General features: G+C 64.5%; 24 protein-coding genes and 1 riboswitch. Of the genes, 9 read left to right on the top strand and 15 right to left on the bottom strand.

Features of this window, described 5'->3' with window-relative positions; genetic code table 11:
* Nucleotides 1-10 precede the first annotated feature (10 nt).
* On the top strand, nt 11-1,033 hold the full coding sequence (locus P6U29_RS16420; protein WP_407118535.1) for a TRAP transporter substrate-binding protein: 1,023 nt from the start codon (nt 11-13) through the stop codon (nt 1,031-1,033).
* Nucleotides 1,030-2,883: a TRAP transporter large permease subunit gene (locus tag P6U29_RS16415; RefSeq protein ID WP_407118534.1), complete on the top strand. Its 1,854-nt coding sequence runs from the start codon at nt 1,030-1,032 to the stop codon at nt 2,881-2,883. Before P6U29_RS16420 ends, P6U29_RS16415 begins: the two co-directional genes overlap by 4 nt.
* Nucleotides 2,884-2,942: 59 nt before the next feature.
* Here P6U29_RS16415 and P6U29_RS16410 read toward each other — a convergent pair whose 3' ends face one another.
* The gene (locus P6U29_RS16410) at nt 2,943-3,536 is read right to left on the bottom strand and encodes a TetR/AcrR family transcriptional regulator (RefSeq protein WP_407118533.1); all 594 of its coding nucleotides are present in this window, start codon (nt 3,534-3,536) and stop codon (nt 2,943-2,945) included.
* 136 nt (nt 3,537-3,672) lie between these two features.
* Between P6U29_RS16410 and P6U29_RS16405 the strand changes: the two genes are divergently transcribed.
* On the top strand, nt 3,673-4,071 hold the full coding sequence (locus tag P6U29_RS16405; RefSeq protein WP_407118532.1) for a RidA family protein: 399 nt from the start codon (nt 3,673-3,675) through the stop codon (nt 4,069-4,071).
* A 48-nt stretch (nt 4,072-4,119) separates the two neighbouring features.
* Here P6U29_RS16405 and P6U29_RS16400 read toward each other — a convergent pair whose 3' ends face one another.
* Entirely contained in the window at nt 4,120-5,088 is a 969-nt protein-coding gene (locus P6U29_RS16400; RefSeq protein ID WP_407118531.1) for a tripartite tricarboxylate transporter substrate binding protein BugD, read from the bottom strand.
* Nucleotides 5,085-5,786 carry a phosphoribosylformylglycinamidine synthase subunit PurQ gene (purQ, locus tag P6U29_RS16395; protein WP_407118530.1) on the bottom strand — a complete coding sequence of 234 codons (702 nt, stop codon included), beginning with the start codon at nt 5,784-5,786 and terminating at the stop codon, nt 5,085-5,087. Before purQ ends, P6U29_RS16400 begins: the two co-directional genes overlap by 4 nt.
* A 165-nt stretch (nt 5,787-5,951) precedes the next feature.
* Here purQ and P6U29_RS16390 point away from each other — a divergent pair, with 165 nt between their 5' ends.
* Nucleotides 5,952-6,968 (top strand): magnesium and cobalt transport protein CorA, encoded by a 1,017-nt coding sequence (locus P6U29_RS16390; protein ID WP_407118529.1) that lies wholly within the window; start codon nt 5,952-5,954, stop codon nt 6,966-6,968.
* Nucleotides 6,969-6,981: 13 nt separating this feature from the next.
* On the opposite strand, the gene purS is transcribed toward P6U29_RS16390, so the two are convergent.
* A complete protein-coding gene (gene purS / locus P6U29_RS16385) occupies nt 6,982-7,221 on the bottom strand; it encodes a phosphoribosylformylglycinamidine synthase subunit PurS (protein ID WP_014494125.1) in 240 nt (79 codons plus the stop codon).
* 14 nt (nt 7,222-7,235) lie between these two features.
* On the bottom strand, nt 7,236-8,003 hold the full coding sequence (gene purC / locus P6U29_RS16380) for a phosphoribosylaminoimidazolesuccinocarboxamide synthase (RefSeq protein ID WP_008974302.1): 768 nt from the start codon (nt 8,001-8,003) through the stop codon (nt 7,236-7,238).
* A 333-nt stretch (nt 8,004-8,336) separates the two neighbouring features.
* On the opposite strand from purC, the gene P6U29_RS16375 reads away from it, so the two are divergent.
* Entirely contained in the window at nt 8,337-8,660 is a 324-nt protein-coding gene (locus P6U29_RS16375; RefSeq protein ID WP_024340887.1) for a DUF1476 domain-containing protein, read from the top strand.
* 5 nt (nt 8,661-8,665) lie between these two features.
* Here the strand turns inward: P6U29_RS16375 and P6U29_RS16370 are convergent, their stop codons facing one another.
* The gene (locus P6U29_RS16370; protein WP_407118528.1) at nt 8,666-9,634 is read right to left on the bottom strand and encodes a LysR family transcriptional regulator; all 969 of its coding nucleotides are present in this window, start codon (nt 9,632-9,634) and stop codon (nt 8,666-8,668) included.
* A 105-nt stretch (nt 9,635-9,739) separates the two neighbouring features.
* Here P6U29_RS16370 and P6U29_RS16365 point away from each other — a divergent pair, with 105 nt between their 5' ends.
* A complete protein-coding gene (locus tag P6U29_RS16365; RefSeq protein WP_407118527.1) occupies nt 9,740-10,567 on the top strand; it encodes an oxaloacetate decarboxylase in 828 nt (275 codons plus the stop codon).
* Here the strand turns inward: P6U29_RS16365 and cynS are convergent.
* The 4 genes from cynS to P6U29_RS16345 form a co-directional block, all read right to left on the bottom strand.
* The gene (gene cynS, locus P6U29_RS16360; protein ID WP_407118526.1) at nt 10,554-11,042 is read right to left on the bottom strand and encodes a cyanase; all 489 of its coding nucleotides are present in this window, start codon (nt 11,040-11,042) and stop codon (nt 10,554-10,556) included. The two genes, P6U29_RS16365 and cynS, sit on opposite strands and share 14 nt — an antisense overlap.
* A 15-nt stretch (nt 11,043-11,057) precedes the next feature.
* Complete coding sequence (locus P6U29_RS16355) at nt 11,058-11,981, bottom strand: ABC transporter ATP-binding protein (RefSeq protein ID WP_407118525.1); 924 nt, start codon at nt 11,979-11,981, stop codon at nt 11,058-11,060.
* Nucleotides 11,982-11,986: 5 nt separating this feature from the next.
* Entirely contained in the window at nt 11,987-12,826 is an 840-nt protein-coding gene (ntrB, locus tag P6U29_RS16350) for a nitrate ABC transporter permease (RefSeq protein ID WP_407118524.1), read from the bottom strand.
* Between the two features lie 166 nt (nt 12,827-12,992).
* Nucleotides 12,993-14,372, bottom strand: coding sequence for a CmpA/NrtA family ABC transporter substrate-binding protein (locus tag P6U29_RS16345; RefSeq protein ID WP_407118523.1), 1,380 nt, complete (start codon nt 14,370-14,372; stop codon nt 12,993-12,995).
* Nucleotides 14,373-14,532: 160 nt separating this feature from the next.
* Between P6U29_RS16345 and P6U29_RS16340 the strand changes: the two genes are divergently transcribed.
* Nucleotides 14,533-16,467, top strand: coding sequence for a sigma 54-interacting transcriptional regulator (locus P6U29_RS16340; RefSeq protein ID WP_407118522.1), 1,935 nt, complete (start codon nt 14,533-14,535; stop codon nt 16,465-16,467).
* 90 nt (nt 16,468-16,557) lie between these two features.
* Here the strand turns inward: P6U29_RS16340 and P6U29_RS16335 are convergent, their stop codons facing one another.
* From P6U29_RS16335 to P6U29_RS16325, 3 genes are read right to left on the bottom strand one after another with little or no spacing between them, the layout of a single operon-like run.
* The gene (locus P6U29_RS16335; protein WP_407118521.1) at nt 16,558-17,436 is read right to left on the bottom strand and encodes a sulfurtransferase; all 879 of its coding nucleotides are present in this window, start codon (nt 17,434-17,436) and stop codon (nt 16,558-16,560) included.
* 52 nt (nt 17,437-17,488) lie between these two features.
* Nucleotides 17,489-18,622: an acyl-CoA dehydrogenase family protein gene (locus tag P6U29_RS16330; RefSeq protein WP_407118520.1), complete on the bottom strand. Its 1,134-nt coding sequence runs from the start codon at nt 18,620-18,622 to the stop codon at nt 17,489-17,491.
* Between the two features lie 35 nt (nt 18,623-18,657).
* Nucleotides 18,658-19,200, bottom strand: a complete 543-nt coding sequence (locus tag P6U29_RS16325; protein ID WP_407118519.1) for an OsmC family protein — start codon at nt 19,198-19,200, stop codon at nt 18,658-18,660.
* Nucleotides 19,201-19,447: 247 nt separating this feature from the next.
* Here P6U29_RS16325 and P6U29_RS16320 point away from each other — a divergent pair, with 247 nt between their 5' ends.
* Entirely contained in the window at nt 19,448-20,095 is a 648-nt protein-coding gene (locus P6U29_RS16320; protein ID WP_407118518.1) for a TetR/AcrR family transcriptional regulator, read from the top strand.
* Nucleotides 20,096-20,274: 179 nt separating this feature from the next.
* Here P6U29_RS16320 and P6U29_RS16315 read toward each other — a convergent pair whose 3' ends face one another.
* Nucleotides 20,275-21,474, bottom strand: a complete 1,200-nt coding sequence (locus P6U29_RS16315; protein WP_407118517.1) for a TrmJ/YjtD family RNA methyltransferase — start codon at nt 21,472-21,474, stop codon at nt 20,275-20,277.
* Between the two features lie 327 nt (nt 21,475-21,801).
* Between P6U29_RS16315 and P6U29_RS16310 the strand changes: the two genes are divergently transcribed.
* Nucleotides 21,802-23,016: an NADP-dependent isocitrate dehydrogenase gene (locus P6U29_RS16310; RefSeq protein ID WP_407118516.1), complete on the top strand. Its 1,215-nt coding sequence runs from the start codon at nt 21,802-21,804 to the stop codon at nt 23,014-23,016.
* Between the two features lie 134 nt (nt 23,017-23,150).
* Here P6U29_RS16310 and alaS read toward each other — a convergent pair whose 3' ends face one another.
* Entirely contained in the window at nt 23,151-25,832 is a 2,682-nt protein-coding gene (gene alaS, locus P6U29_RS16305; protein WP_407118515.1) for an alanine--tRNA ligase, read from the bottom strand.
* Nucleotides 25,833-26,051: 219 nt separating this feature from the next.
* Nucleotides 26,052-26,142, top strand: a riboswitch (glycine riboswitch).
* Nucleotides 26,143-26,235: the final 93 nt, after the last annotated feature.

Here is a 26,235-nt window from a genome sequence, read left to right as displayed (position 1 = left end):
AGGACGAACGATGTCGGGTCAGCGCCACACCATCTCGCGCCGCAATTTCATGGCTGCTGTCGCAGCCGTACCTCTGGTCGCCGTCCGCACGAGGCCCGCACAAGCGGCCGAGTTCGAATACAAGCTCGCCACCGGCCAGTCGCTGACGCAGCCGATCAACACCCGCCTCGACCAGGCTGCAAAGCGGATCAGGGAAGCGAGCGGCGGCCGGCTGGAGATCAAGTTCTTTCCGGCCTCGCAGCTCGGCTCGGACACCGATCTCTTGACCCAGATCCGCAGCGGCGGCGTCGATTTCCTCAATATCGCCGGCTCCGTGCTGTCGACGGTGGCGCCGGTCGCCGGTATCGCCAATGTCGGCTTCGCGTTCTCGGATTACGGCCAGGTTTGGAATGCAATGGACGGCGACCTCGGCAAGCTGATCGCATCCCAGATCGAGAAGACCGGCGCGCTGGTCATGGCCAAGCCAGCCGACAACACGTTCCGGCAGATTTCGTCGTTCACAAAACCGATCAAGACACCGGCCGATCTCGCCGGCTACCGCATCCGCGTGCCGGTGTCGCCGATCTTCACCTCACTGTTCAAGTCGCTCGGCGCCAACCCGACCTCGATCAACTTCAACGAATTGTACACGGCACTCCAGACCCATCTCGTCGACGGGCAGGAGAACGGCCTCGTCACCATCGAGGCCGGCAAGATCTACGAGGTGCAGAAATACATCTCGGAGACCAACCACATCTGGGATCCGTTCTTCATCCTTGGCAACCGCCGCTCCGTGAAGGCGCTTCCCGACGAGTTGCAGGCGATCGTGCGACGTGAATTCGACCAGGCCGCGCTGGAGCAGCGCGCCGATACCGCAAAGCTCAATCTGACGCTGAGGGACCAGCTGACGGCCAAGGGCATCACCTTCGAGGCCTCCGACAAGGAGGCGTTTCGAAAGGAGCTGTCGGCGGCCGGCTTCTACAAGGAATGGCGCGGCAAGTTCGGCGAGGACAATTGGAAGACTCTGGAGGCCGCGGCCGGAGCACTGGCATGAGCGCTGTGATCGGCATGGAGGAAACGGCAACGCTAGGTAAGGCAGAGCCGTTGCGCGGACGCTGGCTGGAGCAGTCGCTGCGCTGGCTGGTGGAGATTCCGGCGGCGATCGCCATCGCCGCCGAGGTCATCATCCTGTTCGCCGGCATCGTCGCGCGCGGCGTTTTCCACCGGCCGCTCATCTGGTCGGACGAGCTCGCCTCCATCCTGTTCCTTTGGCTGGCGATGCTCGGCAGCGCGATCGCCGTGCAGCGCTCGGCGCATATGCGCCTGACCTTCTTCACCTCGTATCTGTCGCCGCGCGCGGAGGCATGGGCCTCGACCCTCGCGGCCGGCGGTGTTGCGCTGTTCCTCGCGATCATCCTGCATCCGGCGCTGGACTATGTGGAGGATCAGGCGTTCGTGGAGACGCCCGCGCTCGGCTGGTCCGGCGTGGTCCGCGCCGCGGCGATTCCGGTCGGCTGCGTCATCGCGCTGGCCAGCATCTGCCTCACCCTCGTCAAGCGGTCGGCGAAGGACCTGCTTGGTGTAGCTGTCTTATTCGCCGCCATTGCGGGCGCGCTCTATCTCGCAGGCCCATCGCTGAAATCGCTCGGCAACTGGAACCTGCTGATCTTCTTCGTGGGCCTGCTCGGTTGTGCCGTGATGGCTGGCGTGCCGATCGCATTCTCCTTTTGCCTGGCGACCGTCGCCTTCCTGCTGACCACGACACGGACGCCGCTCCTGGTCGTCGTGGGACGGATCGACGAGGGCATGAGCTCGCTGATCCTGCTTGCGGTGCCGCTGTTCGTGCTGCTCGGACAACTGGTCGAGCAGACCGGCATGGCGCGCATCATGGTCGCCTTCCTCGCCTCAGTGCTCGGCCATGTCCGCGGCGGGCTGTCCTATGTGATGCTCGGCGCCATGCTGCTGGTATCCGGCATCTCCGGCTCCAAGACCGCCGACATGGCGGCGATCGCGCCGGTGCTGTTTCCCGAAATGCGCAAGCGCGGCATGAAGGATGGCGAATTGGTTTCGCTGTTGGCTGCCTCGGGCGCGATGAGCGAGACCATTCCACCGTCGATCGTGCTGATTGCGATCGCCTCCGTCACCGGCGTATCGATCGCAGCGCTGTTCACCGCCGGCATCCTGCCGGGAATCGTGCTGGCCATCGTACTTGCCTTCGTCGCGCGCTACCGGGCCGGCACTGAAGAGAACGCCGCGGTCAAGGTCCCGCGCGCGCCCATGTCGGTAGTCGCAAGGACGTTGTGGGCGGCATTGCCGGCGCTCGCTCTCCCCTTCCTGATCCGCAGCGCGGTGGTCGAAAGCGTCGCGACCGCGACTGAAGTCTCGACCATCGGCATCGCCTATTGCCTCGTGCTAGGCCTGATCATCTATCGCGGAAGCCTGAGATGGAAGAACGTGCTGCCGATGCTGGTGCAGACCGCCTCGTTGTCCGGCTCGATCCTGTTCATCGTTGGCGCCGCGAGCGCGATGGCCTGGGCGCTGGCGCAATCCGGCTTCTCGCATGATCTGGCCGCGCGCATGGCCGGCGTACCCGGCGGCGCTTACGGTTTCCTGCTGATCTCGGTGGTGGCCTTCATCGTGCTCGGCAGCGTGCTCGAGGGCATCCCAGCCATCGTGCTGTTCGGCCCGCTGCTTTTTCCGGTGGCTGCGCAGTTCGGTATTCACGAGGTGCACTATGCGATGGTCGTTATCCTCGCCATGGGCCTCGGCCTGTTCGCGCCACCGTTCGGCCTCTGCTACTACGCCGCCTGCGTCATCGGCGGTGTGCCGCCGGATGCCGGCATACGTAGGATCTGGATCTATCTCGCCCGACATGGCTGCTACGACATGGCTGCTACGACATGACCCCATCCATCGCGGCTCCCACGCTGAAGGCAGCTCTGGAGTGCATGAACATCACACGGTCACGCCTCGCGTAGCAATCCACTCGCCAGCTCTCGAAACGCGTCAACGGCCTTGTTCAGCACGCTCTTGGGATCGTCGGCTGCCGCGACCCACAAGGCGGCGCTGAGCGCAGCCCCGTTCAGCAACCGTCCCGCCGCTTCGACGTCGACCGGCTTCACGATTCCTTTCTCGATCAGCGCGTGGATCGTTCGCATGGTGATGTCGAGACAGGCGTTCTCGCTAGGCCATTTCGAGGGATCGCCGAGCACGGCAGGTCCATCCAGAAGCATGATGCGCTGGATCTCGGGGTCGAGCGCCATTTCGATATAGGCGCTTCCCTCCGCGAGCAGGCCCAGCCACAGGCTGGGTGCTTGCTCTCGGGCGATGCGAAGCCGCTCCGCCATTTCACCGTCGATCTGCTCGACGACGGCCCAGAGCAGCCCCTTCTTGTCTTCGAAGTTGTGATACAGCGCGCCCCGCGTCAGACCGACGGCGGCAGTGAGCTCGTCCATCGACGCGTCTACATAGCCCTGCGTGGCAAATGCCTTCCGCGCAGCGCGGATGAGCTTGGCCCGATTTTCCGCCATGGCCGCGGCGCGCTTCCCCTTTGCCATGCCTGATCCTCTTGACATACGCCTCGTATGTGAAGTAACTCTCACATACGAACCGTATCTGAAATTGGCTTGAAGCGCCATCCGTGGAACGCCCCACGTTCCGCCCACCCCATCGATCGATCGAAAGGCTCCTGCCATGCCCCAGCGAGAGGCAATCTTCCCCGCAAACCGCCACGCGCTCTATGAAGTGCATCGCTATTCCGCGGCGATCCGCTCCAGTGACTTGCTGTTCGTGTCGGGACAGGTCGGTAGCCGGGAGGATGGCTCACCCGAGCCAGTGTTCGAGGACCAGGTCCGGCGTGCGTTCGCCAATTTGCGCGCGGTGCTCGCAGCCGCCGGATGCACGTTGGACGATGTTATCGACGTCACCACATTCCACACCGATCCGGCGAGCCAGATCGAGACGGTGATGGCCGTTCGCGCTGAGGAGATCGGCGGGGCGCCCTATCCGAACTGGACGGCCGTTGGCGTGAACTGGCTTGCCGGCTTCGACTTCGAGATCAAGGTCATCGCCCGCATTCCTGTGCTCCAGTAAGCCTTATGGGCGGCCATACGCCGGCCGCCACCAGGCTATTTGGGCAGGCTACTTGTTGGCGTCGTCTGCCAGCATCTTCCGGTACTTTTCGACGTCGCGAGTCACGAGCTTTTGCAGCACTTCGGGCGTGTGCTCGTCGTCATCGGGTGCAACGGTCGACAGATCGGCAAAGCGCTTCTTCACCGCGTCGGTTTCCACAGCCGTGCGCGCCGCGGCGTTCAGCTTGGCGATCACGGCCGGCGGCGTGCCCTTGGGCGCGAACAGGCCGTTCCAGCCCTGCGCCTCGAATTCGGGCAGGCCTGCGTCAGCAGAGGTCGGCAGCTCCGGCAACGTGGCGAGGCGAACGGTCGAGCCGACCACGAGGCCCTTCACCAGCTTCTCGTTGATCGCCTGCGAGACGGCCGCATCGCAGACGCCATCGATCTGGCTGCCGACGGCATCGGTGAGTGCAGGCGCGGCGCCGCGATAGCCGACCAGCGTCGCGTCGATCCCGGCGGCGGTGACGAAGCTCTTGCAGATCAGATAGTTCGACGAGCCGACGCCGGCATGGCCGAGATTGATCTTACCCGGATTGGTCCTGGCGTAGGCGATGAACTCCTTCAAATCCTTCGCCGGAAAATCCTTGCGCAGCGCGATGATGCCGAAGGTCTTCGCCACCATGGCGATCGGGACGAAGGATTCCGGCGTGAACGGCAGCTTTGGATAAATGGTGTAGGTCGCGGCATTGGTGCCGGCATTGCCGATCGCGATGGTGTAACCGTCGGGCTCCGCGCGGGAGGCACGTGCCAGCGCGGTCGAGCCGCCGGCGCCGGCGACGTTCTCGATCACGATGGTCTGGCCGAGCGCAATGCCCATCTGCTCGGCGACCGCGCGCGCGATCACGTCCGAGGTGCCGCCGGCCGCGAACGGCACGATCATGGTGATCGGGCGCTTGGGATAGTCCTGGGCGGATGCGACCGTCGTGAACGCAACGACCGCGACGGCGGCCGACAGCCGCCTCAGCACGAACGAGATCACGCGGCTTTTTCCAGATGCTGGACGAGGCCGGCGAACAGGCCGCGGCCGTCGGTGCAGCCCATGATATCTTCGACGTGGTTTTCCGGATGCGGCATCATGCCGAGCACGTTACCCTCGTCGTTGACGATGCCGGCGATCGAATGCGCCGCGCCGTTGATGTTGTTGAAATCGTCGACTTCGCCGGCGGCGGAGCAATAGCGATAGAGCACTCGCCCCTCGCCTTCGAGCCGCTTGATGGTCTCCTCGTCCGCCTCGTAATTGCCCTCGCCATGCGCGACCGGCACGCGGATCACCTGTCCGGCATTGTAGCCGCGGGTGAACGGTGTGTCGGACCGCTCGACGCGCAGATGCACGTCGCGGCAGATGAATTTCAGTCGCGCATTTCGCATCAACACACCAGGCAGCAGGCCGGATTCGCAGAGGATCTGGAAACCATTGCAGACGCCGAGCACGAGTCCGCCCTTGGCCGCATAGTCGCGCACTGCATCCATCACCGGCGCCCGCGCGGCGATCGCGCCGCAGCGCAGATAGTCGCCGTAGGAGAAACCGCCGGGCACGACCACGAGATCCGTGCCCGCAGGCAATGAGGTCTCGGCGTGCCAGACCATCGCCGGCTCGCTGCCGGAGATCAGCCTCAATGCGCGCGCCATGTCGCGCTCGCGGTTGATTCCGGGAAAGACGAGGATGGCGGCTTTCATGGCAGGGTTCCGATGATGGTGGGAATCGGGCTGGCCAAAGGGCCAATTCGTGAAGAGACATAACCATTTGACGGGATTTTTACCAGTGCTAGCGTTGCGGAACGCCCTTGTACACAGGCCATAGCCAGTCGGATTTGGCCGCCCGAATTGCCCGGGATAGAAGCCATGAACATCCCGTCGCTGCCCGCATCCCGTTCCGAACCGGTATCCACCGAGGGCGTCGTCGCCGCCGGCGCCTATGTCGACGGCCGCCGCGTCGCCAACATCGCCATCAGCGAGGCCTCGAGCTGGCGGGCCAAGCCCGGCCACGTGGTCTGGATCGGCCTGCACGAGCCCGACATGGCGCTGCTCGGCGCGGTACAGAAGCAGTTCGACCTGCATGAGCTCGCCATCGAGGACGCCAACCACGCCCATCAGCGGCCGAAGATCGAGCAATATGGCGAGGCCCTGTTCATCGTCGCGCGCACGGCGCAATTGATCGAGGGCCGCATCGCCTTCGGCGAGACCCACATCTTCGTCGGCGACGGCTATCTGGTCTCGGTGCGCCACGGCGCTTCGGCGTCCTACGCCCCGGTGCGCGAACGCTGCGAGAGCTGCCCGCGCGCGCTCGCGCGCGGCGAGGACTACATCCTCTACGCCATCCTCGATTTCATCGTCGACAATTACTCGCCCGTGCTGGAAAGCATTCACGAAGAGATCGAGGAGATCGAGGACGACGTGCTCGCGCATGCGATCACCCAGACGCAGATCGAGCGGCTCTACATGCTGCGGCGGGACCTGTTGCGGCTCCGTAACGCAATCGGCCCGCTGGTGGAGGTCTGCCGCCGGCTGGAGCATGACGATCTGTCGATGGTGCGCGCGACGATGCAGCCCCTGTTCCGCGACGTCACCGACCACGTCCGCAACATCCAGGAGCGCATCGATTCCATGCGCGAGGTGCTGGCTTTCGCCTTCGAGGCGAGCCTGCTGGTCGGCCAGGCCCATGAGACCGCGGTGTCCAAGAAGCTCGCCTCCTGGCTCGCAATCATCGCGATCCCGACCGCGCTCGCCGGCATTTACGGCATGAACTTCAAGCACATGCCGGAGCTGGAATGGGAGTACGGCTATTACATGCTGCTCGGCGTGATGCTGACCGCGTGCGCCGCGCTGTACTGGCGTTTCCGACGTGCCGGGTGGCTGTGACGCGCCGCGCGAATTAGACGATCTCGACCCGGTAATTCTCGATCACGGTGTTCGCGAGCAGCTTGTCAGCGGCTTCCTTCAGCGCGGCTTCCGCCTTGGCCTTGTCGGCGCCGGCGAGCTCGATGTCGAACACCTTGCCCTGGCGGACGCTGGCGACGCCGTCGACGCCGAGCGACTTGAGCGCGCCTTCGATGGCCTTTCCTTGCGGATCGAGGATGCCCGTCTTCAGGGTAACGGTAACACGTGCCTTCACGTCAAAATCCTCTCTCAGCTCTTCACCAGCACCGGGCCGGAGCCCGCCGGACGCTCGTTCTCCATGAGGATGCCGAGGCGTTTTGCAACTTCGGTATAGGCCTCGAGCAGGCCGCCGAGATCCCTGCGGAAGCGGTCCTTGTCGAGCTTCTCGTTCGACTTGATGTCCCACAGACGGCAGCTATCCGGCGAGATCTCGTCGGCGACGATGATCCGCATCATCTCGTTCTCGAACAGGCGTCCGCACTCCATCTTGAAGTCGACGAGGCGGATGCCGATGCCGAGGAAGAGGCCGGTGAGGAAATCGTTGACGCGGATGGCGAGCGCCATGATGTCGTCGATCTCCTGCGGCGTCGCCCAGCCGAAGGCAGTGATGTGCTCTTCCGACACCATGGGGTCGTTGAGCTGGTCGTTCTTGTAGTAGAATTCGATGATCGAGCGCGGCAGCTGCGTGCCCTCCTCGATGCCGAGGCGCTGCGACAGCGAGCCGGCGGCAACGTTCCGCACCACCACCTCCAGCGGCACGATCTCGACCTCGCGAATCAACTGCTCGCGCATGTTGAGACGGCGGATGAAATGGGTCGGCACCCCGATGTCGTTAAGGTGCTGAAACAGGTACTCCGAGATCCGGTTGTTGAGGACACCCTTGCCCTCGATCACCTGATGCTTTTTTGCATTGAACGCGGTGGCGTCGTCCTTGAAGTGCTGGATCAGGGTACCGGGCTCCGGGCCTTCGTAAAGAACCTTTGCCTTGCCTTCATAAATGCGACGCCGACGGCTCATGGGGATGTACCGTGTTTTGTTGAAATCCATGAATTTGGTGTGCTCCGGTTGACTAGGATTACGACCCACAGCGGAGCTGCCGTGAACGGCTGGGAACCCATTCATAATCCAAGGAGACTTCCATGGAAACAGAACGGGAACCAAACCTTTAGGCAACCTATCCGATTGGCTGTCCCAGCACAATCGATCCGGCCGTCCGGCACCAACTTATACCGTCTTGCCTGCGGCTTAACGGCCCGTTGTTTTGCCGATTCTTGCTATCTATCTAGGCATGCAGCCGGGTCGCCGCAACGGAAGGCTCCCGCGCCATTCAGCAGGAGATTTGGAACAGGCATGAGCGAGTTCGACAAGCGCCAGGAAGGTTTCGAGAAGAAATTCGCCCTCGACGAGGAGCAGAAGTTCAAGGCAGAGGCCCGCCGCAACCGGCTGCTCGGTCTGTGGGCAGCCGAAAAGCTCGGCATCACCGGTGACGCCGCCACCGCCTATGCCAAGGAGGTGGTCGCGGCCGATTTCGAGGAGGCCGGCGATGCCGACGTCCTGCGCAAGATCACGGCCGATTTCGCCGCCAAGAATGTCGCCGTCACCGAGCAGGCGATTCGCGCCAAGATGAGCGAGCTGCTCGCGGTAGCAGCCGCCGAGGTGAAGGCGGGGAAATAATCGATTCAGCCGACACGCCGGCGCGCAATGTCCTTGCGCGCCGGCGATTTCTTTCTGGGCCTGGTCGAGACATCCAGCCCGGCATAGGTGCGGCGGATGGTTTCGAGCAGGCGCTCTGCGGCAGCGCTCAGAAAGCCGCCGCGACGTGTGACGAGGACGATGTCCTGGTCCGCGGCAAGGTCGCCCACGGCAATCGTCGCAATCGAGGCCGCACGCAGCTCCTCCGCCAAATGGCTTCGCGCCAATAGTGCAAGACCAAAGCCCGCCTCCACCAGCCGCTTCTGCGCGGTCAGGCTGTCCACGGCCGTCCATTCCACGTCGCCGAGCCCTTGCGTGAGAAACAGCGCGAACACGTGAGCCGCTGCGACCTCGCGACGCCCTCGCGTCTCCGGGAATGCGATCCAGCGTTCGCCGCGAAGCTCGGCGAGGCGTTTCACGCGGCGTCCGGCCAGGGGATGATCGGGCGCACAGACGACCTGCAACGCCTCACGCAACACCAACTCGCAGTCGAGGTCGCCGGAGCGGTCGGTGTTGTAGCGCAGGCCGATCGTGGCCTCGCCGCGCCGGATGAGATCGCTGACCTCGGCGCTGGTCGCAGTCCGCAAGCTCAGCATGACGGACGGGTTCTCCCTGGCAAACCGCTTCATGATGGTCGAGAGGCGGCCGTCGGCAAGCGTGCCGGTCACGGCCAGCGAAACCGGCCCCGAATTCTGCTTGGTCAGTGCGCGGACCGCCTGTTCGGCGTCCTGCGCGGCGGCAACCGCGCGCTCGGCATAGGGGATCAGCACGCGCCCGGCATCGCTGAGCCGGGTGCGGCCTGCCACCCGCTCGAACAGCGGCACGCCGAGCTCCTGCTCCAAGAGGGCGATACGGCGCGAAATCGCCGGCTGCGAGCGGTGCAGGAATTTTGCGGCATTCGAGATCCCGCCCCTGCGATGAATGGTCAGAAAGGTGTTGAGGGCGTCGCTGTCCATCCCGACCTCATGCAAAAAACTGATGATACCGGAAAGAAATAACAAATTTGGCGGATGGCGAGAATGCGCCTAAGGCTGCCTGGACCGACAGCACGGAGGTGAACCATGACGAGCCAATTGGACAAGGCGACCGCATTTCGCGCGCTACACGAGCGGCCCGGAGCTTTCATCATTCCCAATCCATGGGATGCCGGCACGGCCAAGCTGCTCGCGGCGATGGGCTTCGAGGCCTTGGCGACCACGAGCCTCGGGGTGGCCAACATGCTCGGCAGCAGCGGCGTCAGTCTCGACGTCATCCTCGCCAACGCGCGCGCGATCGTCGAAGCCACCGACCTGCCTGTCAGCGTGGACCTCGAGAATTGCGGCGCAGACGAGCCGATGCGCGCCGCCGAAGCGATACGGCGTGCCGCCGAGGCCGGCGCTGTCGGGGGCTCGATCGAGGATTTCAGCGGCGACCGCGATCGCCCGATCTACGACTTTTCCCATGCCGTCGAGCGCGTCCAGGCCGCCGTGGAAGTGGCGCGCGCGCTGCCAGTTCCGTTCACGCTGACGGCGCGGGCCGAGAACTTCCTGCATGGCCGCAGGGACATCGACGACACGATCCGCCGCCTGCAGGCGTTCGAGGCCGCGGGCGCCGACGTCCTGTATGCGCCCGGCCTTTACGATCTCGCCACGATCCGGACGGTCGTCTCCTCGCTCGGCAGGCCCTTCAACCACGTGATGGGCTTTGCCGATCCGACGCTGACGCTCGAGCAATTGTCCGCCGCCGGCGTCAAGCGCATCAGCGTCGGCGGCGCCATGTCGCGCTACGCGCTCGCCGCATTCCTGAACTGCGCGCGCGAGATGAAGGACAAGGGATCCTTCACCTATGTTCGCGAGATGGCACCGATCAAGGAGCTGCGCGACGCGTTCGCGTCGGTCAGCCCTCCTTGAAGCCGTACTCCGGCACGTTGCCGCTGGCACCGTAATATTTGTACGGCAGGAACTTGCCGCTCATGGTGATCTTGACGCGGTCGCCCTTCGGATTGGCGACACGTTCGAGCGCCATATCGAAATCGATCGCCGACATGATGCCGTCGCCGAACTCTTCCTCGATCAGCGCCTTCCAGGCCGGGCCGTTCACCATCACCATCTCGTAGAAGCGGTAGATCAGGGGATCGGTCGGCGGCATCGGCGTGCCAGTGCCGCGCATCGGCACCTCGTTGAGCATGGCCGTCTCGGCCTTCGAGAGGCCGAACAGCTCGCCGGCGTTCGCCGCCTGCGGCTTCGTCAATTTCATCTGGCCCATGATCGCGCCGACGATCAGCACTTCGGAATAGCCGCCGATCTTCTCGCAGATGTATTTCCAGCTCCAGCCCTTCTCGCGCTTGATGTCGAGCAGTTTTTCGGTGAGGTCTTCGCGCTTCATGTCAGGGTCTCCTTGCTAGGCGCTCAATCCGGGATTTGTCCCCGGCATCCAGGTCTGTCGTGACTCCTCGCCGGTTGACGCGATCGTCAGCCCGGGCTTGCCGATCTGCACCGTCGGCACATTGCGCGGATCGTGATCCGGCGTCTCGGCGGCAAAGGACTTGCTGCGCGTCACCAGAAAATCGATGATGTGGTTGCGCAAGGCATAGTAGAGCGGATGGCGGTGCAGGTCGGTGCGGCCGCGATCTCGTGGCAGCGGGTTCTCGACGACCTCGGCCAGCACCGCGCCGGGACCGTTGGTCATCAGGAAAATCTTGTCGGCGAGGTAGATCGCCTCGTCGACGTCATGGGTGATCATGAACGCGGTCTGCCCGGTCTCGAGGCAAATGCGCCGCACCTCGTCCTGCAGCGTACCGCGCGTCAGCGCATCCAGCGCCGAGAACGGCTCGTCCATCAGCATCATCTTCGGCGTGATCGACAGCGCGCGCGCGATGCCGACGCGCTGCTTCATTCCGCCCGAGAGCTCCGACGGATGCTTGTGCTCGGAGCCGGTGAGCCCGACGAGATCGATGAAGGTCTGCGCATGCGCCCTCACCTTGGCGCGATCCCAGCTCCGCCATTTCGAGCTCACGGCATAGGCGACATTGCCGAGCACGGTGCGCCAGGGCAGAAGCGCATGGCTCTGGAAGATCACCGCGCGGTCGAGGCTGGTGCCCGAGATCGCCTGCCCGTCGACGATGACGGCGCCTTCGCTCGGCGCGTCGAGCCCGGCGAGGATGTTGAGCACCGTAGTCTTGCCGCAGCCGGAATGGCCGATCACGCAACAAAACTCGCCGCGCGCCATCGACAGCCACAAGTTCTCGAACACTGTCGTCATCGCTCCACCAGCGCCGGAATAGCGCCTCGCGATGCCTTCGATGGAGATGAATTTGTCGGTCACAACCTTTACTCCGGAAACGTGACCATGCGCGTGAAGCGCGCCAGGATCTGGTCGAGCAGCATGCCGACGATCCCGATCAGCAGGATCGCGATGATGACGTTGGTGATCGAGAGGTTATTCCACTCGTTCCAGACGAAATAGCCGATGCCGGTGCCGCCGACGAGCATCTCGGCCGCGACGATCACGAGCCAGGCGATGCCGATCGAGATGCGCATGCCCGTCAGGATCGTCGGCGCCGCTGCGGGGAGGATCACGGTGAAGGCGCGCCTGATCGTGCCGACCTCCAGCGTCCGTGCCACGTTGACCCACTCCTTGCGCACGCTGGCAACGCCGAACACCGTGTTGAGCAGCATCGGCCAGATTGAGCAGATGAAGATGACGAAGATCGCCGAGATCGAGGAGTCCTTGATGGTGTAGAGCGCCAGCGGCATCCAGGCCAGCGGCGAGATCGGCTTCAGCACCTGGATGAAGGGATCGAGCGCCTTGCTGAGCAGCGGCGACATGCCGATCAGGAAGCCGAGCGGGATCGCGACGATCACCGCCAGCAGATAGCCGGTGCCGACGCGCCCAATGGAATAGGCAAGCTGGATGCCGAGGCCCTTGTCGTTCGGCCCGTTGTCATAGAACGGCCGCTTCAAATGCTCCCAGAGCTTGGCGCCGACGTCGAGCGGCCCGGGCATTGCCGATTTGCCCTGCGTCGCCGTCAGACCCATCAGCTTGGCGTATTCGGGGCTCATCGTTGTCGTTGTGCCGGTCGAGCGCGTGGCGAGATGCCATACACCGAGGAATGCGGCGAGCAGCGCGATGGAGACGAGGCCGGCGCGGAGGCGGAGGGAGGATGTCATCGCGTACCCTCTCGTGTCCCGGGCGCGGCGCAGTGCGCCCGGCGATGCGGAGCATCGTCCGGTGCGATGCGATGCAGAACCGGGACCCATGCGGCTCGACTGGGTCCCGGCTCAGCGAAGCAGCACTTCGTGCTGCATCGCGTCCGGGACATGGAAACGGAGATCCTCACGCCCCCCTCCTGATCTTGAAGCTCGCCAAATAATCCTCGGGCTTTGCCGGATCGAAATTCTTTCCCATCACCGCGAACGATTTGTAGCTGCTCGCCGGCGGCGTGAGCCCCATCTCCGTCATCAGCTTCTTCGTATCGGTGGCGAGATACACCTGCTCGGCAACCGTCTTGTAGTCGACATCGCCCTTGATCTGGCCCCAGCGCTTCATCTGCGTCAGCATCCACACAGCGAAGGACTGCCAGGGGAACGGATCGAAATCGACGCGCTTGGGATCGGTCTTCACGCCGCCGAGACCATCGGCATAAGTGCCGGTCAGGACCTGCTCCAGCACCGTGACCGGCGCGTTGATGTAGTTGGCGGGCGCGATGGCTTCGGCGATCTGCTTGCGGTTCTCCGCCTTCGAGGCATAGGCGGTGGCATCGACGATTGCCCGCGTCAGCGCGGCAAAGCTGTTCGGCGCCGTGGTGATGAACTCGCGGCTGGCGGCGAAGCTGCAGCAGGGATGGCCGTCCCAGATCTCCTTGGAGAGCAGATGCATGAAGCCGACGCCGTCATAGATCGCGCGCTGGCAGACATTGTCGGGCGCAAGGAAGCCGTCGATGTTGTCGGCGCGGAGGTTGGCGACCATCTCCGGCGGCGGCACCGAACGCAGCTGCACGTCGGTATCGGGGTCGAGGCCGGCTTCCGCGAGATAATAGCGCAGCAGATAGTTGTGCATGGAATAGTCGAAGGGGATCGCGAACTTCAGGCCTTTCCAGTCCTTCGGATCACGCTTGTCCTTGTGCTTGGTCGCCAGCACGATGCCCTGCCCGTTGATGTTCTCGATTGCAGGGACGGCGAACGGAATGGCATTGGCACCGAGGCCAAGCGAGATCGCGATCGGCATCGGCGCCAGCATGTGCGCGGCGTCGTATTCCTTGTTGATGGTCTTGTCGCGGATCACCGCCCAGCCGGCAGTCTTCACCACTTCGACATTGAGGCCGTGCTTGGAATAGAAGCCCAGCGGCGCCGCCATGATGATGGGCGTCGCGCAGGTGATCGGGATGAAGCCGACCTTGAGGTCCTTTTTCTCGGGCGTGCCGGCTTGCGCAAAGACTTCTGTCGCGGTCTTGAGCGGAAAGAATTGCGACAGCGCGGCGAGCGCGGTGGATGCACCGACCGACTTCAGGAACGCGCGTCGTGCCACATCCTGTGGGAACATCGCGCGCATTACCGCGGAGGCGACGACGCCCTCGTAGCGCTTCTCCTCGCTCTCGAACAGCTCGCAACGCAGCGCTGTCGCCTGCTCGTGCTCTTCCGCAGAACGATGCTGGCCGCAGGCACAGCCGGCTCGAAGCTTGCGATCGGGATCAAACGGATTGTCGAACGTGGACATCGGCCCTCCTGCGCGTCATTGCGAGGAGCAATTACGCAAGGAGCGTGCCACCGCCTCCCGAGCCGGCAGAGCCTTGATCACGCAGCACTTTCGCCCGCGCTTGGCCACTACGAAAACTCGTGATAAACGAATTTTCGTAGTTCAATGACGAGATTTCGTAATGGCAACGACGCCAATGCCCGCCCACGATGACGTGGCCTCCGCCATCGACCCGCGCATCGCAGCGTTCGAATCCTCCATCGAGGCGACGCTTCTGGTCGATCCCTATGGCGACCAGATCGTCGACGCCAATCCCGCCGCCTGCGCTCTGCTCGGCTACGACCGCGCGCTGTTGCGGCAGACCAGGGCCAGCACGCTCCACGCCGGCGAGCTGGCCACCCTCACCGTCTTCACCCAGGCCGTGCTGCACAAGGGCGCCTACTGGACCACGGCCCTTACCCCCCGCCATGCGACGGGGCAAAGTCTCCAGCTCGAATATGCCGGCTGCCTGCTGCCGCATGACGGCCGCACGCTGCTACTGCTCACGCTGACCGATCTCGAAGCGCGCCGCCGGCGCAATGTCGACGCGGCCGCCGAAGATCACATGCGCGGCGGCATTGCGACCTGGCAGCGGGTCGAGCGCGTGTTCCAGGACATCGAGCGCGAGAACCAGCTGATCCTGCGCGCCGCCGGCGAAGGCATCTATGGCGTCAATGCCGAAGGCAAGACCACCTTCGTTAATCCCGCGGCCGAACGCATGCTGGGCTGGACCGCCGAAGAGTTGGTCGGCAAGGAGATCCACCCGATCGTTCACCACACCCATCACGACGGCCGGCACTATCACAACCACGACTGCCCGATCTATGCGGCGTTCCGCGACGGCGCCGTGCACCAGGTCGACGGCGAGGTGTTTTGGCGCAAGGACGGTTCGCCGGCCTGGGTCGAATACACCTCCACTCCGATCCGCGACCGCGGCGTCGTGGTCGGCGCCGTCGTGGTGTTCCGCGACGTCAGCCAGCGCCGCGAAGCCGACGAGAAGCTGCACGCCGCGCTCGCCGAAGTCGACCGTCTGCGCGAGCGGCTGGAGCTGGAGAACGCCTATCTCCAGGAAGAAATCCGCATCGAGACCAATCCGCGCGGCATCATCGGCCAAAGCGAAGCCATCCAGAAGACGCTGCGCCAGGTCAAGCTGGTAGCGCCGACGACGGCGGCGGTGATGATCACCGGCGAATCCGGCACCGGCAAGGAGCTGATCGCGCGCGCCATCCACGAGGACTCCACCCGCAGCGACCGGCCGCTGATCCGCGTCAACTGCGCCGCGATCCCGCGCGAGTTGTTCGAGAGCGAGTTCTTCGGCCATGTCCGCGGCGCCTTCACCGGCGCAACCCGCGACCGCATCGGCCGCTTCGAGCTCGCCGACGGCGGCACGCTGTTCCTCGACGAGGTCGGCGAGATTCCGCTCGAACTGCAAGGCAAGCTGCTGCGCGTGTTGCAGGAGGGCCATTTCGAACGCGTCGGCGAGGCGCGCACCCGCGCCGTCGACGTCCGCGTCATTGCCGCGACCAATCGCGACCTCAAGCAGGAGGTGCAGCGCGGCCGTTTCCGCGAAGACCTCTATTTCCGCCTCAACGTATTCCCGATCGAGACGGTGCCCCTGCGCGAACGGCGCGAGGACATTCCCTTGCTCGCCCAGCATTTTCTGACACGCGAAAGCAAGGCTCTGAAATCGAATTTGCGTCTCTCCGAGGGTGATGCGCGGCGACTGACCCGTTACGATTGGCCTGGCAATGTCCGCGAATTGCAGAACGTGATCGAGCGCGCCGCGATCCTGTCGCAGAACGGCCGTCTACGCATCGACCTGCCCGACACCTCCGGCGCGCAAGCGCCTAGCGGCGCCGCCCGCCAGAAGGCCGACGCCCGCCCCGCCGTCTTGACATCATCCGAAATGCGCGACCACGAGCGCGCCAACATTCTCGCCGCGCTCGAGGCCTGCGCCGGAAAAGTCTTCGGCCCCGGCGGCGCGGCCGAGATGCTCGACATCAAGCCGACAACCCTGGCCTCGCGGATCAAGGCGCTGGGAATCGCGCCGCGTTCGGGGGCGATAGCGAAACGCTAGATCAGGATGTGCTTGGTTGAATCGATGCGAGCCGAGGGGTCACCTCTCCCGTAGGGAGAGGTGACCGAGTTCTGCGGCCACGGCGCACGCTCACGCCGCCTTTGTCGTGACACCCGATGCCATCGGCAGACCCTGCTCGATCGGCAGCGACGGATCGCGCGACCATTCGTTCCAGGAGCCGAAATACATCCGCACGTCCTTCACGCCGGCGTTCTTCAGCGCCAGGAACGTGTTCGACGCCCGCGCACCTTTGAAGCAGTAGAGATAGACCGGCGTGGTCTGCGAGATGCCGACGGTGGCGCATTCCGCCAGAATCTCGTCCCTGGACTTGAAGCGCGGGCCTTCGGCCGTCGGCTTCATCATGCGATACCATTCCAGCCACACCGCGCCGGGGATGCGGCCTTTGCGCGGGCAGAAGTCCTTGCCATAGGGCGACGAGCTGTCGCCGATCCACTCGTCGACATCGCGCACGTCGAGGATCGCGATGCCGGGCTTGCCGACGGCGGCGAGCATGGTTTTGGCATCGATCAGGATCTCGCCCGCTTCCGGCACGATCGGGAACGAGGCCTTGGTCGGGGTCGGAACGTCGATGGTCACCGGCAAGCCCGCGGCTGCCCAGGCGTCGAAGCCGCCGTGCAGCACCTTCACCTTGGGATAGCCGAGCATGGTGAGCAGATAATAGCCGCGGCAGGACTGGCCGAAACCGGAATTCATCGACTGCTCGTAGACCACGGCCGTTTCCTTGCCGGAGAGACCGGCGGCGCCGAAAGCATCGGCGAATTTGGTCTTCAGCTCGCTGATGCCGTCCGGCGTCGAGGTTGCAAGATAGGTGAAGATGTCGTGCACGTTCACCGCATTGGGCAGGTGCCCGGCGCCGTAGGCGTCGGGATTGCGGGTGTCGATCACGACACACGGCTCTAGCTTCAAGAGATCGGCAAGTTCGCTGGCAGAGATCAGAACGTCCGTCATTGGCAGCCTCTCCGTTGAGGTTGGGTGGTCTTCCGGGGTGGACTCGCAAAACTCAGCTGTCGGCGAGCATCTTGCGCAGTTGCTTGGTGGCAGGCGTGACGATCGCGACGAAATAGGCCTCGCGCAGGCGCCGCTGCGCGCGGTGACTCCTGAGGTAGCCGCGCGCGCCACAATGCAGCATCGCCGCATGCGCCGCCGCGACGCCGGCTTCGCCGGCGCGCAAGCGGAGCGCGATCACCTTGCGCCAATAGGTCTCCTCCTCGTTGTAGGGATCGCGGGCCAGCGCCATGGTCTCGGCCTCGAGCTCAGCGGCGAGATCGCGGAAATGCACCGGCTGCTGCGGCAGATAGCGGTTGATGTGGCCGAGGGGACTGTCGACCTCGTCCATGATGCTGATGCAATCCTTGATCAGGCCGAGCGCCATGCCGGCCTGGAGCAGGATGAAGCCGGCACGGATCTTCTTGACGAAGGGCTCGGCGGGATCGGCGAGGATCAGCTCGTCGGGGACAAAGGCGTCGCGGAACTGCACGCCATAGGTCCCGGTGCCGTCCATCGCGAGGAACGGCTTGCATGGCGTCAGCGTGACCGCAGGATCGGCGCAATCGGCCAGGAACATGACCGTCCCAGGCTCGCCACTTGCGATGCCCTGCTCGCCCTCACGCTCGAAAATGGTGCCGAAGTAATGGTCGGGGCCGAGATTGGAGACCCAGGGCAGCGCGCCGCGCACGATGTAGCCGCCCTCGACCCTGCGCCCCTTCAGCTTCAGTTTCTCGATGCCGAAGAAGCTCTTCATGGGATTGGAGAGCCCGGTGCCGCCAAGCACGCGGCCGGTCGAGAAGGCATCGCCGAAGCGTTTTGCGAGCTTGATATTGGTGGAATTCGCCGCGTACCAGACCAGCGTGTTCTGGCACCAGGCCATGAACGCCGTCGCCCCGCAGACCTCGCCGATCGCCGACATCGCCTGGATCGCGCAGCGCAGATCGGCAGGCCCTTCGTGAGGCACGTGGCTGCCCCACGCCCCTGCCGCACCGAACTTGCGCAGCACCTCGGCCGGATAGACTGAGCCGTCGTCGACGCCGGCCGCGAGCGGCGCGAGCTGCTCGCGCGCGATCCGCGCCACCTCGCCCGCAATGGACGGTGCGGGCTGATCCAGAACTTCGGCCCGCGATAAAGCCATTGAACCCATGATCGTCTCCCGCACCTTGTCCTGATTGCCGTCTGCTAGATGCCGACCTCGAGATTGACCGGGCGGGTGAAGGTGTTGGCGACCGGCGACCATTTCTTCACATGGGCGACCAGTGCGTTGATCTCGTCCGGCGAGACGCCCTCGCATTCCATGTCGACCTTGACGCGGACATCGGTGAATCCAACCGGCTTGTCGGAGGTGTCGCCCGTGCCCCAGACCGCGGTGATGTTGAGATCACCTTCGAGCTCCAGCTCGAGCTTGTTGACGATCCAGCCGCGGTGCACGGCATTGGCGTGCAGGCCGACCGCAAGGCACGAGCCGAGCGCGGCGAGCGAGGCTTCCGACGGATTGGGCGCGGTGTCGTCGCCCAGGAGGCCCGGCGGCTCGTCGACGATGTAGGGCGGCAGGTTGCGGATGTAGTTGGCGTGGCGGAATTTGCCTTCCGCGACCGTCTTGCACTTCAAGGTCTTGATAACCTTCGGATTTGCCTTGCCATTGGCAATCAGTTGCTCGAGCCCATTCTTGTCGATGGGCGCGAGGCAACCCGTCAGCACTGTCTTTTGAACGATGGCAGTCATCAATCTTCTCCCTGGCAGAAGTGGAAATGGGCAGGATACCGAACGGTCTGTTTCCTTGCATGGAGCGTGCCAGACGAGGCCGAAAACGAAACGCGAAGCATTGGAGCCGCTTAAGTGTCCCTGCCTGCGGATTGATCAGCCGCCGCTTGCCCAAGGGCGGTGCAGATGCGTGCGCGCATGCGAATCTTTTCAGCGCGAAACAGATGCGGCTTGCTGACGCGGCGCGGCTGCGGGTAAGTTCGTCAGCATGGCAAAGACGTCATCGAAGAAGACTTCGCCCCGCTCCGCCGCTCGCGAAGATGAATCCGCGCGCGGGCGCCTCTTGAGCGCCGCGACGCACCTGTTCTGCAAGAACGGCATCAACGCCACCGGCATTGATGCAATCATCGAAGAGGCCGGCACCGCGAAGACGACGCTCTATAAGTTGTTCGGCTCCAAGACCAATCTCGTCAACGCCGTGCTGGAGAGCGAAGGCAAGCAGTGGCGCGAATGGTTCATCGGCGCCATGGAGCAAGGCGGCGGTGATGCGCAGGCGAAACTCACGCGCATCTTCCCCGCACTGAAGAGCTGGTTCGCCGAGGAGCGCTTCTACGGCTGCCCCTTCATCAACGCCGTCGGCGAGCACGACAAGGACGCAAAACAGTTCCGAAACATCGCGCTGAAGCACAAGAAGATCGTGCTCGCCCACATCGAGAAGCTCGCCGGCGAGCTCGGCTCCGCCGAGCCTGCAGTGCTGGCCCACCAGCTCGGCCTCATCATCGACGGCGCCATCGTCGCAGCGATGATCTCACGCGACCCGGGCGTGGCCGATACGGCCGCGCTCACGGCGGGTCCCCTGCTCACGCAATCGAAGGCGAAGAAGAAGCGTGCAGCGGAGCAGCTCGAGGCGGTGTGAGTACAGTCATCGCGTAGCCCGCATGAGCGCAGCGACATGCGGGACCTTTCCCCGGATATCGCTTCGCTCATCCGGGCTACGAAGATTTCGTAGGGTGGGCAAAGGCGCATAGCGCCGTGCCCACCATTCCTGCGTTGATCGATGCGGTGGGCACGCTCCGCTTTGCCCACCCTACGAGACTAGGTCGTCTCCGCCATCATCCCCTGCAACCGCACCAGCTCCACCTCCAGATCGCGCTCCACATCCGCCGCGCGAATGTCGAGCACACGATAATCCCGCGCTTCCAGCCACGCGCGCCGCGACGCGCGGTCGGCGCCGATTGCCTCGCCCTCGCCCGGGTTCACCAGCTCGATCGCGATCCGGTGCGGGAACGAGACGAAGTCCGGGATGTGGCGCCCCACCGGGGTCTGGCGCTTGAACTGGCCGGCGAAGCGGCGGTCGCGGGTGAGCGCCTGCCAGAGCAGCCGCTCGGCGTCGGTCGGGTTGCGGCGGAGCAGGCGGGCGAGGCCGCGCACCGTCGAGGCGCTGTCGGACACGCCGCCGCCCTGCCCGTGCTCGGCCAGGAGCGCACGCAGGCGCGTCGCCTGCTCGCCGTCGAGCACGCCACCCTTGGCCGGGCCCTTACGCCCTTCGGCGATCGCCATGATCACGCCGTGCAGGGTGTGCATGTCCTGCTTGGTCGGCTCCATCCGGCTGAAGATGTTGCGCAGGTTCACCAGCATGGTGTCGCGCTTCTCGGCCGGGCGCAGGAATTCGACCTTGTCGAGCTCGCGCACGAGATTGTCGAAGAAGGCCTGCATCTGGTGCTGTGAGGCGCGCTCGGATCTTTCAGGCATGGCGTGCGGCAGCGCGCCTGCGGTCGCCAACTTGAACCATTCATAGCCGACCAGCAGCACGGCCTGGGCGAGATTGAGCGAGGCAAAGCCCGGATTGACCGGAAAGGTGATGATGCGGTTGGAGAGCCCGACCTCCTCATTGGTCAGGCCCCAGCGCTCGCGGCCGAACAGGATGCCGCACCTGCCGCCGGTCGCGACGTGCCCGGCGATCTCGCTGGCTGCGGCCTCCGGCCCGACCACCGGCTTGGCCTGGTCGTGGGGGCGAGCCGTGGTGGCGAATAGCAGGTCGAGGTCGGCGACCGCCTGCTCCACCGTGTCGAACAATTCGACCTTTTCCAGAATGTGGTCGGCGCCGGCCGCGGCGCGCTGTGCCGCGATGTTGGGCCAGCCGTCCCTGGGATTGACGATGCGAAGCCGGCTCAGCGCAAAATTGCCCATGGCGCGCGCGGCCATGCCGATGTTCTCGCCGAGCTGCGGCTCGACCAGGATGACGATGGGACCGTCGAGGGAAAGGCCCGCCTTGCTCTTGTCAGTCCCCGACATCTCGTTTCGCTTTCACACTGTCTCTCAAGGCCTTGGCAAGGCCGTCTGAGGAATTGATTCAAGCGGCCCCCAGGATCGGGCCGCCCTCGCGGTCTGTCGTTTGCCTGTCCTGACAAAATTCTCAAGGGAAATAACGGGTTGGATTCGACTTTTGACTCTCGCTGGGAGCGTGAGCCCGGACCCGGCTGCGGGCTCCCCATCTGGGGAAGCTGGATGAGCTAAAACTGCATAATCCCTTGGCTTTCGCCCGCCGCGCGGCGGTGCTAAGAGGCGGCGGATATTCCCGTGGCGCACCATCAGCGCCGTTCCCAAGAGGCTTCCCCGATCATGGCAAAAATCAAGGTATCCAATCCCGTCGTCGAGCTCGATGGCGACGAGATGACCCGGATCATCTGGCAGTACATCAAGGACAAGCTGATCAACCCGTTCCTGGATGTCGAGCTGCTCTATTTCGACCTGGGCATGGAGTACCGCGACCACACCAACGATCAGGTCACCATCGACGCCGCCGAGGCGATCAAGAAGGTCGGCGTCGGCGTCAAGTGCGCCACCATCACCCCCGATGAAGCCCGGGTGAAGGAGTTCAACCTCAAGCAGATGTGGAAGTCGCCGAACGGCACCATCCGCAACATCCTCGGCGGCGTGATCTTCCGCGAGCCGATCATCTGCAAGAACGTGCCGCGCCTGGTTCCCGGCTGGACCAAGCCGATCATCATCGGCCGCCACGCCTATGGCGACCAGTACCGCGCCACTGACATCAAGTTCCCGGGCAAGGGCACGCTCTCGCTGAAGTTCGTCGGCGAGGACGGCACTGTGATCGAGAAGGAAGTGTTCAAGGCCCCCGGCGCCGGCGTCGCCATGGAGATGTACAATCTCGACGACTCCATCATCGATTTCGCCCGCGCCTCCTTCAACTACGGCCTGCTCCGTAATTATCCGGTGTACCTGTCGACCAAGAACACGATCCTCAAGGTCTATGACGGCCGCTTCAAGGACATCTTCCAGGACATCTTCGACCGCGAGTTCAAGAAGGAATTCGACGCCAAGGGCCTGACCTACGAGCACCGCCTGATCGACGACATGGTGGCTTCGGCGCTGAAATGGTCCGGCGGCTATGTCTGGGCTTGTAAGAACTACGACGGCGACGTGCAGTCCGACACGGTGGCGCAAGGTTACGGCTCGCTCGGCCTGATGACCTCGGTGCTGCTCACCCCCGACGGCAAGACCGTCGAGGCCGAAGCCGCCCACGGCACGGTCACCCGCCATTACCGCGAGCACCAGAAGGGCAAGGAGACCTCGACCAACTCGATCGCCTCGATCTTCGCCTGGACGCGTGGCCTCGCCCACCGCGCCAAGCTCGACAACAATGCCGAGCTCGCGAAGTTCGCGGCCACGCTGGAGAAGGTCTGCGTCGACACCGTCGAGGCCGGTTACATGACCAAGGACCTCGCGCTCTTGGTCGGCGCCGACCAGCGCTGGCTCTCCACCACCGGCTTCCTCGACAAGGTCGCGGAGAACCTGACCAAGGCGCTGGCGGCGTAAGCCGTCCGCGATTGCGCCCGGTTAGGGCAGACATCAAAAGGGCCGCGCCCAAGCGCGGCCCTTTTCTTTTGTCGCGCTACGCGCGGAGATGCGACCATGTCGATCGCATTGGGGCGAACGGTGCTAGAGGCGCCTTACGCGCTCGCCATCGCTTTCTCGATCGCGCTCAATGCCTCGGACGCCTTGGCGCCGTCAGGGCCGCCGGCCTGGGCCATGTCGGGCCGGCCGCCGCCGCCCTTGCCGCCGAGCGCTTCGGAGGCGATGCGAACGAGGTTCACGGCGTTGAAGCGCGCGGTGAGATCCTGCGTGACGCCGACCACGACGCCGGCCTTGCCGTCCTCGGTGACGCCGACGATGGCGACGACGCCGGAGCCGATCTGCTTCTTGCCGTCGTCGGCCAGGCTCTTGAGATCCTTCATCTCAATGCCCTCTACCGCGCGCGCCATCAGCTTGACGTCGCCGACCTCGCGCACGCCCGCGGCGGCGCCATTGCTGCCGGCAGCAGCGCCACCGCCCATCGCCAGCTTCTTGCGGGCGTCGGAGAGCTCGCGCTCGAGCTTCTTGCGCTCCTCCATCAGCGCGGCGATGCGCGCCGGCACGTCGTCGAGGGAGGTGCGTAGCTCGTTCGCCGCGGTCTTCGCCAGCGCCATGGTCTCGTTGGCATGCCTGCGCGCGTAATTGCCGGTCAGCGCCTCGATGCGCCGCACGCCGGAGGCGACCGCGCTTTCGCTCGTCAGCGTGATCAGGCCGATATCGCCGGTGCGCCTCACATGGGTGCCGCCACAGAGCTCGACCGACCAGCCGAGCGCGTTGGCGCCGCGCTCGCGCGCGGTCTTGCCCATCGAGACGACGCGGACCTCGTCACCATACTTTTCGCCGAACAGCGCGCGCGCCCCCGCTTCCCGCGCCTCATCGACGCCCATCACGCGGGTGGTGACCTCGTCGTTCTCCAGCACCACATCGTTGGCGATGTCCTCGACGCGAGCGAGCTCCTCGGCCGTGATCGGCTTCGGATGCACGAAGTCGAAGCGCAGCCGGTCGGGTGCGACCAGCGAGCCGCGCTGGGCGATGTGGTCGCCGAGCACCTGGCGCAGCGCCTCGTGGATCAGATGCGTCGCCGAGTGATGCGCGCGGATCGAGGAGCGGCGCGAATGATCGACTTCGAGCTGCAGGGCAGCGCCGAGCTTCAGCTCCCCACTCTCCACCGTGCCGATGTGAACGAAGAGATCGCCGAGCTTCTTCTGCGTGTCGGTGACGCGGAATTTGAGTCCGCCCTCGCCCGTGAGCACGCCGGTGTCGCCGACCTGGCCGCCGGACTCCGCATAGAACGGCGTCTGGTTGAGCACGATCGAACCCGTCTCGCCGGCCTTGAGGCTGGCGACTTCCCGGCCGTCCTTGACCAGCGCGGACACCACGCCCTCGGCGCTCTCGGTCTCGTAGCCGAGGAATTCAGTTGCACCAAGCTTCTCGCGCAGCGGGAACCAGATCGCCTCGCTTGCCGCCTCGCCCGAGCCTTTCCAGGACTCGCGCGCCTTGGCCTTCTGGCGCTCCATCGCATCCGAGAAGGCCGCCTGGTCGACGCCGATGCCGCGCGACTTCAGCGCGTCCTGCGTCAGGTCGAGCGGGAAGCCATAGGTGTCATACAGCGTGAAGGCGACGTCGCCATCGAACATGTCGCCCTTCTTCAGACCTGCGCTCTTCTCGTCAAGAATGGCCAAGCCACGCGAAAGAGTTTTCCGGAAGCGGGTCTCTTCCAGCCGCAGCGTTTCCTCGATCAGCTTTTCCGCGCGCATCAGCTCAGGGTAAGCCTGGCCCATCTCGCGCACGAGCGCCCAGACCAGGCGGTGCATCAAGGGCTCTTTCGCACCCAGCAGCTGCGCATGGCGCATCGCGCGGCGCATGATCCGGCGCAGCACGTAGCCGCGGCCCTCGTTCGAAGGCAAGACGCCGTCGGAGACGAGGAAGGCCGAGGAGCGCAGGTGATCGGCGATGACGCGGAACGAGGCCGCATTCTGCTCGTTCGGCCCGCTGCCGAGTGCGGACGCCGTGGCATCGACCAGGTTGCGGAACAGATCGGTCTCGAACACGCTCTCGACGCCCTGCAGGATGCAAGCCATGCGCTCCAGGCCCATGCCGGTGTCGATCGAGGGACGCGGCAAGCCCACGCGCTCCTCCTTCGTCACCTGCTCGTACTGCATGAACACGAGATTCCAGAATTCGAGGAAGCGGTCGCCGTCCTCTTCCGGCGAGCCCGGAGGCCCGCCCCAGATGTGCTCGCCGCGGTCGATGAAGATCTCCGAGCACGGGCCGCACGGACCGGTGTCGCCCATCGCCCAGAAATTGTCCGAAGTCGGGATGCGGATGATGCGGTCGTCGGAGAAGCCCGCGATCTTCTTCCAAAGGCCCGCCGCCTCGTCGTCGGTGTGGTAGACCGTGACGAGCAGCTTGTCCTTCTTCAGCCCGAACTCGGATGTGATCAGCTTCCAGGCGAGCTCGATCACGCGCTCCTTGAAATAGTCGCCGAACGAGAAATTGCCGAGCATCTCAAAGAAGGTGAGATGACGCGCGGTGTAGCCGACATTGTCGAGGTCGTTGTGCTTGCCGCCGGCGCGCACGCATTTCTGCGAGGTGGTGGCGCGCTGATACGGACGCTTCTCGACGCCCGTGAAGACGTTCTTGAACTGCACCATGCCGGCATTGGTGAACATCAACGTCGGGTCGTTGCGCGGCACGAGTGGCGAGGACGGCACGATCTCGTGGCCGTTCTCGGCAAAGAAGTTCAGAAAGGTCGACCTGATCTCGTTGACGCCGCTCATGTTCATCCAATCGGGTGTGCTTGGGCCCGCTGCCGCCGTCCAAACCGGAAATTAGGCTGATATCTGCGGGCCAAAGCGCTTTTAGACAAGGCCAGCTTCGCTGTCCAGAAACTGTGCAAGGAGATCAGAGGGTTGCCGCAGCCGCGCAATCCCGTTGAAAGGCGCGAGTGTCGCGTTGACAGGCTTGGCCGCCCTGTGGTCTCTACCTATCTGTATCGTACGGCCACGTCGGGAGAGACCGGCTTTAGGCAGCCGGCGCCGAAGGAGCAACCGCCCCGGAAACTCTCAGGCAAAAGGACCGCGTGGCTTTGACAGCATCTGGAAAGAGGCGCCGACGGGCTTAAGACCCGGACTGCGTCCGCCGACGGGATAATACTCTCAGGCACAGCGACAGATGGGGCTT

Source organism: Bradyrhizobium sp. LMG 9283 (assembly GCF_045571415.1).
GTDB lineage: Bacteria > Pseudomonadota > Alphaproteobacteria > Rhizobiales > Xanthobacteraceae > Bradyrhizobium.
This window is presented reverse-complemented; position numbering and strand designations above follow the sequence as displayed.